General features: G+C 42.5%; 5 protein-coding genes and 2 pseudogenes. All 7 read left to right on the top strand.

The genetic code is table 11. The features are described from left to right. Nucleotides 1-269, top strand: a pseudogene (locus GBN19_RS01910) (IS5/IS1182 family transposase); the annotation flags it as partial. A gap of 518 nt (nt 270-787) precedes the next feature. After that, nucleotides 788-2200, top strand: a pseudogene (locus tag GBN19_RS01905) (putative bifunctional diguanylate cyclase/phosphodiesterase); the annotation flags it as partial. Between the two features lie 140 nt (nt 2201-2340). Further along, nucleotides 2341-3933: a peptide chain release factor 3 gene (locus GBN19_RS01900; RefSeq protein ID WP_151776956.1), complete on the top strand. Its 1593-nt coding sequence runs from the start codon at nt 2341-2343 to the stop codon at nt 3931-3933. Between the two features lie 71 nt (nt 3934-4004). Next, nucleotides 4005-4820 (top strand): hypothetical protein, encoded by an 816-nt coding sequence (locus GBN19_RS01895; RefSeq protein WP_151776955.1) that lies wholly within the window; start codon nt 4005-4007, stop codon nt 4818-4820. A gap of 70 nt (nt 4821-4890) precedes the next feature. Continuing rightward, nucleotides 4891-5820 (top strand): RsiV family protein, encoded by a 930-nt coding sequence (locus tag GBN19_RS01890; protein ID WP_151776954.1) that lies wholly within the window; start codon nt 4891-4893, stop codon nt 5818-5820. Nucleotide 5821: 1 nt separating this feature from the next. Next, on the top strand, nt 5822-6649 hold the full coding sequence (locus GBN19_RS01885; protein ID WP_151776957.1) for a TatD family hydrolase: 828 nt from the start codon (nt 5822-5824) through the stop codon (nt 6647-6649). 91 nt (nt 6650-6740) lie between these two features. Beyond that, a complete protein-coding gene (gene acnA, locus GBN19_RS01880) occupies nt 6741-9494 on the top strand; it encodes an aconitate hydratase AcnA (protein WP_151776953.1) in 2754 nt (917 codons plus the stop codon). The last annotated feature ends 27 nt before the right edge of the window (nt 9495-9521 follow it).

Genomic DNA, 9521 nt, shown 5'->3' with positions numbered 1-9521 from the left:
CGAAACCATGGAAAGATACAAAGAGTAGCTCGCTAGCGCGAAATGAATTACTTCGAACAGTTAAACGTTTAGGCAGGACACTATGGAAAAAATGGTCAGGCTATCATCGCCGCAGTTTGGTGGAAACCAAGATGCATTGCATCAAATTATTAGGCGATAAATTAATGGCAAGAAGCTTTCCTAGTCAGGTGAATGAGATTCATGCACGTGTAGCAGTCCTCAACAGATTTACGGAATTAGGTCGACCACTTACCCAAGTTACGCCTTAAATTTGGCTCAATTAGGGGCGCTTTGCATTTCAAATCTTTGTGCAACAAAGCCGTATTTTTGCTCTATTTTTTGCGTTTTATGATATAGATCAACGTAATAGAGTAGATGAAAACACATTTGTATATGTAAAAAGGTAGAACTGAAAGCATGAGTACATGTTGGCAGCTATTTATTGTGATACATAAACAAGAGTAGATATGAATAAGTCTTGTGTAATAGCTTTGGTTTGGGGACTTGTGAGAAAGCAACAGAATCGTTTTGAAGATGCTCTTATCAAAATTATGATCTTGGTGATTTCTCTTGTTTTTAGGTGTGCATCATGATTTGAATATCACAGTCATCGTTATGGTTGGTATTTGGATTGAAAAACGTACAAAAAAGCGTTTTATTTTAAAAAATATCTGTCGCTTTGGTGGTTGCTTTTAGTATTGTAGACAGGTACGAGATGGGCACATTGGCGGCATATTTTTATATATAAAAGTAGCCATTATTTCAAACTGCAACATCAGGTCATGCTGTGATACTAGGTATAGTCATTGTCGCTTGCTTAATTCTGATAGCTGCATTTTTTGTGGCATTGCAAGAATTACGGTTGGCTGAACGGAATCGTCAACTGACAGAGGTCAATAAAGAGTTAGCGCATTTAAGTATGCATGATACTTTGACTCAGTTACCAAACCGTTCTTATTTAAATGATTTTGTCAAAGTCATTTTGGCAGAACACCGTTTGCATCGTCAGCAAATTGCGGTGGTGTATATTGATTTAGATCGCTTTAAATCAATCAATGATGCTTTTGGTCATCCTGTAGGTGATCAATTACTGGTGCAATTTGCAAACCGAATCAGTGAGCAACTTGCTGAGCGTCAGACACTTTTACGCATTAGTGGTGATGAATTTTTATTGATTGCTGAACATGCAACTGTTGAGCAAGCTGAGCAACTCGCTCAAAAAATTCTCAGTGCGATTCAGCAAGGTTTTTTAATTGCAGGACGCAGCATCAATATTACAGCTAGTATTGGTATTGCGATGTATCCTGAGCATGGTGAAAATTTACAAGAATTGCTTATGCATGCTGATATTGCAATGTTGGCATCGAAAGAACAGGGACGTAATACATATAGTGTATTTAGCTATAATATTGATCAGTATGAAGAACGTCATCAATCTAAACTCATCAATGATTTATTTAAAGCCATTGATGAAGATCAGTTTGTCCTGTTTTATCAACCTAAATTTAATAAATACCGTAAGATTTGTGGTGTTGAAGCACTTATTCGTTGGCAGCATCCAAAATTAGGCTTGCTTGGGCCAAACATGTTTATTCCACTGGCTGAAAAAACAGGTCTGATCACCCCTTTGGGATATTGGGTGATGGAACAGGCATGTAAACAGATTCAAATTTGGGAACAGCAAGCGAAAGGCTTTTATCCGATTTCAATTAATCTTTCTGCTGTGCAGGTTGAACATAAGTTATTGATACCGACACTTCAGGATTATCTTCAGAAATATCAAATTAATACTGACCATTTAATTATTGAAATTACTGAAAGTACAGCAATGCATCATATTGATTCAAGCATTGAAATTTTTCAGAAAATCCGTAATTTGGGCGTTAAACTCTCTATTGATGACTTTGGTACAGGTCACTCGAGTTTCTTGTATTTAAAAGATCTGCCTGTGAATGAACTGAAAATTGACCGTGCCTTTATTAAAGACCTACATCATGGTTCAAAAGATGAACTGATTTTGGCAAGTTTAATTCAGTTAACACGTAATTTAGGATTGACAATTACCGCTGAAGGTATTGAAACTGAAGAACAACTTGAAATTCTGAATCGCTTGGGATGTCAGCAATTCCAAGGTTTCTTGCTCGGTAAGCCTTTACCAAAAGAAGTCCTAGAACATAAATTTGCCACCCATACCAGTTGAGTCTGAGCCAATGTAATTGAATGATATGTCGATGATCGGGTTGTGTGAGCAGATTTAAAAAAATCTCTGTTCTGCTACAATACCGCCAATTTTTTCAATTATATTGATCCTTGCACTGCGTTCTGCAGTAGGTATTTTTCATGAGTTTTAAAGATGAATTGGCGACGCAAGTCGCCCAACGCCGTACTTTTGCCATCATTTCCCACCCCGATGCGGGTAAAACCACCATGACAGAAAAACTGTTGTTATGGGGTAAAGCCATTCAGGTGGCGGGTATGGTCAAAAGCCGTAAGTCTGATCGTGCAGCAACTTCCGACTGGATGGAAATGGAAAAAGAGCGTGGGATTTCGATTACCACTTCCGTCATGCAGTTCCCTTATAAAAATTATGTGATTAACTTGCTCGACACTCCAGGGCATGAAGACTTCTCGGAAGATACCTATCGTACCTTAACTGCGGTTGACTCTGCACTGATGGTGATTGACGGTGCAAAAGGTGTCGAAGACCGAACCATCAAACTGATGGAAGTCTGTCGTATGCGCGACACACCGATTATTTCTTTCGTTAACAAAATGGACCGCGAAATTCGTGAGCCTTTAGAGTTGCTGGATGAAATTGAAAATGTCCTCAAAATTAAATGTGTTCCAATCACTTGGCCACTTGGCTCAGGACGTGACTTCGCAGGTGTATTTAACCTGATTGAAGAAAAATTCTATGTGTATAAAGCAGGTTTCGGCTCAACCATTACCGAGATTGAAATACGTGATGGCTATGACCATGCCGACCTACGTGAAAAAGTCGGTGAATTGGCTTGGGCGGCATTTGAAGAGTCTTTAGAACTGGTACAAATGGCGAATGAGCCTTTAGACCGTGAAGAATTCTTGGCGGGTCGTCAAACGCCTGTGTTATTTGGTACGGCACTTGGTAACTTTGGCGTCGATCATGTGCTTGATGCATTTAGCAGTTATGCACCAGAGCCAAAGGCACACCCGACGAAAGACCGTAAGGTTGAAGCAACTGAAGAAGGTTTCACTGGCTTTGTATTTAAAATTCAAGCCAACATGGACCCGAAACATCGTGACCGTATTGCCTTTATGCGTATTTGTTCAGGCAAATATGAAAAAGGTTTAAAAATGAAGCACGTGCGTATTGATAAAGATGTGCGCATTAGTGATGCTTTGACCTTCCTTGCGGGTGAGCGCGAGCACTTGGAAGAAGCATGGCCAGGCGACATCATTGGTTTACATAACCACGGTACGATTCAAATTGGTGATACTTTTACTTCTGGCGAAAAACTGCAATTCACGGGAATTCCACACTTTGCCCCTGAAATGTTCCGCCGTGTGCGTTTAAAAGATCCTTTGAAATCTAAACAGTTGCAAAAAGGTCTCAAAGAGTTGTCAGAAGAAGGAGCAACGCAGGTTTTTATGCCGCAAAACAGCAATGACCTGATTGTGGGTGCAGTCGGTGTACTTCAGTTTGAAGTGGTGGCATTCCGCTTGAAAGAAGAATACAAGGTCGACTGTATTTATGAGCCAGTAAGCATTAATACGGTACGTTGGGTCTCTTGTGATGATGAGAAGAAATTCAACGAATTTAAGAAGAAAGCACACGATCAACTGTCTGTTGATGGTGGCGGGCACTTGACTTACCTCGCACCAAGTCGTGTGAACTTGCAGATTATGCAGGAACGTTATCCTGATATTCAGTTCCGCAATACACGCGAGCATTAATTTAAGCGATTTTAAAAAACAGCTTCTTTCGGGGGAGCTGTTTCTTCCAGATGCAAGATGGATGATTCCGAATGAAACAACAGCCAACAGTAATAATGGCAATTTTGTCGAGCATATTGTTACTGAGTGCATGTCATAAACAACAACCTGCACCACAACAAGAACAAACCGCGAGCAATACACAAGCCAGTAATCCAGATGTACTGCCTTATTTGGCAATACAAACCCAGCGTGCTGAATATGCTTTGCCTTTTTGTGAAAAGAAAAACTGTATTGATATCGACATTCAAACGCTGAAAACTGCTGATCCATGGTTAAATACATGGTTGACCACAAATCTGAGCAAAGTTGTCCAAGCACAAATTGATTTAAAACAGAATTTGAGTTTGCAGCAGGCGATTAATGCTTACATAAAAAAATCAGATGCTTGGCAGCAGGAATTTACTGCAAATCGACCGTATCGTTTGCACATTCAAACCCGTATTGCTTCTCAGCGTAATCAGTATGTATTGTTACAATTACAGGTCAGTAGCCAGCAGGCTGAAGTTGAGATTAACGAACGACAATACTTTTTTGTGGCTGATCGACAGCTGAAAAAAGGATTAACGATTTTGGATGTAATTGAAGCTCATCATCAGGTGGCATTGGATCAGCTTGTTCAACAAGCTTATCAAAAATGGTTAAAGCAGCAGAGTCATGCTGTGCAGCAACTTGCCCCGAAAAAACTGTACTGGGGACAAGCGGATTGGTTCTTTGATGGTGAAGGCGTAGGTTTACATTATCGTGCCAATGAAATTGTCAAAGATGCAAAACAATTAGAAATTTTCCTGAATAAACAACAAACTCAGCAATTGTTAAAACCTGATGTTTTTCACAAAATGTTTTAAAAAACAGTACACGGTAATGTAAAAAATCACGTTATTTTAAAGACAAACATGACAATAAAAGGCGGCATTCATGTTGCGTAAGAATCTCTCAATGACATTCTCTATGTCGGTGCTCAGCGTGAGTTTATTGTTGAGCGCCTGTCAAAAACAAAATGATGATACGGAAAAGACGGTTTCTGCTGCACAGATGACCCAAGTCAAAGCCATTCAAAATCCTTATGAATTTACAGCTAATTTAGAGAATATTCCTGTGCAGTTACCTGCATGTGAGGGGAATAACTGTCCTGAGTTTCAGGTACAGCGCTTAAAGACCAATTATGATTTTATTGATCGGCAAGTGGATGCGGCAATTTTGGCTGCTTTGCGAGATCATTTGGATTTGGCTGCGATTAATCCAGCAGCTTCAGAGGTGTTTGCTTCTGAACCTGAACCAAGTGATTTAAACCAGCAAGTGCAGCAATATGCCAAAGCATTTTTAGCATTAGACCAAGAGCTGAAAAATATGAATGCCAACCCACAGATCAGTGTTCATATTCAACCCAAAATTTTACGTAAACAAGATCACTTGGTGACGGTACAAATGAATTCGGATAGTTTCTTGGGTGGCGCACATGGTACCGAGGCACAGCAGTATTTGGTCTTTGATCTGAAACAGAAACAGCAGCTTAAACTGAGTGATCTTCTATTACCCAATCAAAAAAATCAGTTGACCAAATTGTTGCATCAACAATTTGCAGATTGGGTCATTGCGCAAAAATTGGCAACAAACATCAAAGAATACGAAGATGCATGGCCATTTAAATTAAGTCAGAATTTCTATCTAAGCGCGGATGGCTTAGTCTTACAATATGCTGAATATGAAATTGGACCGTATGTGGTGGGTATGCCAAGTTTTACTATTCCCTACGAAAAACTTAAAGGTATCGTAAAATCAGAGTATTTACCAAAGCCCGATACGGTTGCTGCAACCACAGCCAGTGCAGTTAAAGGCACAGCTTAAAATGCGGCTGTTCGATACGCACACGCATTTTGATGTGCCTGAGTTCGATCATGATCGTGAGCAGTTGGCCTGTGCTGCCAAACAGTTTGGGGTCGATGCGCTGGTATTGATCGGTTTTGTGGCTTCTCGTTTTGATGATTTGCTCAGAACACATCAACAATTACAGGGCTTTCGTACGGCTCCGCACAGTTATTTAGCCCCAGGCTTACATCCATTTTATATCGAACAGCATCAGCCTGAAGATTTACTGGCTTTAGAAAGCTTACTCAAGCAACAACAATGCCTTGCTGTAGGGGAAATTGGTTTAGATACTTTCCTCAAGCAGCATAAACAGCCTGACGTTTTACAACAACAAAAAAATTATTTCACGGCACAGTTAGAACTGGCACAGCAGTTTGATTTGCCTGTGTTGTTGCATATCCGCAAAAGCCATGCCGATGTATTGGCACTCCTCAAAAAACAACGCTTTCAGCGCGGTGGGATTGCCCATGCGTTTAGTGGTGGAATCGAAGAAGCCAAAGCCTTTATTCAACTTGGTTTTAAATTGGGAATTACAGGACAGATCACCAATCCGAATGCGAAAAAACTCATTCAGGTGGTGCAAGCGGTTGGGGCGGAGCATCTGGTTTTAGAAACCGATTGCCCAGATATGACGCCGTTGTGTTGCCAGACATCCACTGAACAACACACACGTAATACGCCCGCCAATTTACCTTATGTGCTTGATGGGCTGGCTGCGTGTCTAAATATGAAAAGTGACTCACTCGCCGAACAGCTTTGGCAAAACACGCTGGACGTTTTGCCACTTGCAAAGACCAACATGCTCTAACCAAAATAGAACACTTCCACGCTGAAATCGGCATACAATAAATAAAGAAAAGGACAGCAAAAAATAAAATGCCGAATCGGAGGTTACCCGTATGGCTAAGTATAGTCACATCAATAGTTTTCACGCATTACAAACGCTCAAAGTCGATGAATGCAGCTACCAATATTTTAGTTTAGCCAAAGCCGCTGAACATCTCGGTGATTTAAGCAAACTACCAAAATCCCTGAAAGTGCTGCTGGAAAATCTACTGCGCTTTGAAGATAACCAAACGGTCACAGCCGCGCATATTCATGCCATTGTCGACTGGCTCAAACAAAAAACCAGTGAACAGGAAATCCAGTACCGCCCTGCACGGGTTTTGATGCAGGATTTCACAGGTGTGCCTGCGGTGGTGGACTTGGCAGCCATGCGCGCAGCGGTGGCCAAAGCAGGTAAAGACCCTGAAAAGATTAATCCGTTGTCGCCTGTTGATTTGGTAATTGACCACTCGGTGATGGTTGATCATTTTGCCAGTAGTCATGCGTTTCAGGAAAATGTTGAAATTGAAATGCAACGTAATGCCGAACGCTATCAATTCTTGCGTTGGGGGCAGTCAGCATTTAACAACTTTAGTGTGGTGCCGCCTGGCACAGGGATTTGCCATCAGGTCAATCTGGAATATCTGGCACAAGCCGTCTGGACAGCAGACGATGAAGGTAAAACCTTTGCCTTTCCTGACACCTTGGTCGGTACTGACTCACATACCACCATGATTAATGGTTTAGGTGTCCTCGGTTGGGGCGTGGGCGGGATTGAAGCCGAAGCCGCCATGCTTGGACAGCCAATTTCGATGCTGATTCCTGAAGTGATCGGTTTTAAACTGACGGGTAAACTGCGTGAAGGCATTACCGCCACCGATTTGGTACTGACCATTACCCAAATGCTGCGTAAAAAAGGTGTGGTCGGAAAATTTGTCGAATTTTATGGTGATGGCTTGGCAGACTTGCCCCTAGCGGATCGAGCCACTATTGCCAATATGGCGCCTGAATATGGCGCAACCTGTGGTTTCTTCCCGATTGATGAAGTGACTTTGGAATATTTGCGTTTGACAGGGCGTAAGCCTGAGCGGATTGCCTTGGTTGAAGCGTATAGTCAGGCACAGGGTTTATGGCGTTATGCGGGAGATGAACCTGAGTTTACCGATAGCTTGAGTCTGGACATGTCCAGTGTTGAAGCTAGTCTGGCAGGGCCAAAACGCCCACAAGATCGGGTACTGCTTTCAGATGTGTCGAAAACTTTCGATGAAGTGCTCGAACTCAGCATGAAACCTGCCAAACAGGACAAAGAAAAACTTGAAAACGAAGGCGGTGGTACAGCCGTTGCCGCACAAACTGCCGCTGTGCAAAACGAAGCGCCAAGTTGTACTTTGAATGGTGAACACTTTGAACTGAAACATGGTGATGTGGTGATTTCAGCAATTACCTCATGTACCAATACCTCCAACCCGAGTGTCATGTTGGCAGCGGGCTTGCTTGCGAAAAAAGCCATTGAGCAAGGCTTGCAGCGCAAACCATGGGTGAAAAGCTCTTTGGCACCAGGTTCTAAAGTAGTGACTGATTATCTGGAAGCGGCAGGACTCACTCCCTATTTGAATCAGTTAGGTTATCAATTAGTGGGCTATGGTTGTACCACCTGTATTGGCAACTCAGGGCCATTGCCTGAAGTGATTGAAGAAACGATTCAATGTCATGATCTGAATGTGGCATCGGTGCTCTCGGGGAATCGGAACTTTGAAGGACGGGTGCATCCACTGGTGAAAACCAACTGGTTAGCTTCGCCGCCACTGGTGATTGCTTTCGGTTTGGCAGGCACCATTCGTATAGACTTAACCACTGAACCATTGGCAATCAACAATCAGGGGAAACCGATTTATCTCAAAGATATTTGGCCAACGACAGAAGAAATTAAAACCGCTTTACAGCAAGTGAACACTGCCATGTTCCACCGCGAATATGCGCAAGTGTTTGACGGTGATGCCAGCTGGAAAGCGATTCAGATTCCTGAAAGTCAAACCTATGCATGGGATGACACCTCGACGTATATTCAGCATCCGCCATTTTTTGCAGGGATTGATCAGCCACCTGTTCCGATTGACAATATTGTCAATGCCCGAATTTTGGCAGTACTGGGTGATTCGGTCACGACGGATCATATTTCACCTGCGGGAAATATTAAAAAAGACAGCCCTGCGGGCCGTTATTTACAGGAAAATGGCGTCGAACCGAAAGACTTTAATTCTTATGGCTCACGTCGTGGTAACCATGAAGTGATGATGCGCGGTACATTTGCCAATATCCGCATTAAAAATGAAATGCTGGGTGGAGAAGAGGGCGGTAATACCATTTACATTCCAACTGGCGAGAAACTGGCGATTTATGATGCAGCCATGCGTTATCAGGAAGCACACACACCGCTGGTCATTGTGGCAGGGAAAGAGTATGGCACAGGTTCATCACGCGATTGGGCAGCTAAAGGTACCAATCTGCTTGGTGTGAAAGCGGTGATTGCAGAAAGTTTTGAGCGGATTCACCGTTCAAACTTGGTGGGAATGGGCGTGTTGCCCTTGCAGTTTGTGGGTGGGCAAACCCGTCAAAGTCTGAATCTGACAGGGCAAGAGATTTTGTCTATTTCTGGACTGTCTGATACCTTGCAGCCGCATCAAAGTTTACAGGTGCATGTGAAACGTCCCGATGGTTCGCGTGATCAGTTTGAAGTGTTATGCCGAATTGATACTTTAAATGAAGTGGAATACTTTAAAGCGGGCGGCATCTTGCATTATGTACTGCGTCATTTGATTGCATCCTGAGATTAAAGTCATAAAGAAAAGCGCTGA

Origin of the sequence: Acinetobacter brisouii (assembly GCF_008993995.1) — a bacterium.
GTDB lineage: Bacteria > Pseudomonadota > Gammaproteobacteria > Pseudomonadales > Moraxellaceae > Acinetobacter > Acinetobacter brisouii_A.
Note: the sequence above shows the minus strand (reverse complement) of the source record. Positions and strands in the feature narration are given on the sequence as shown.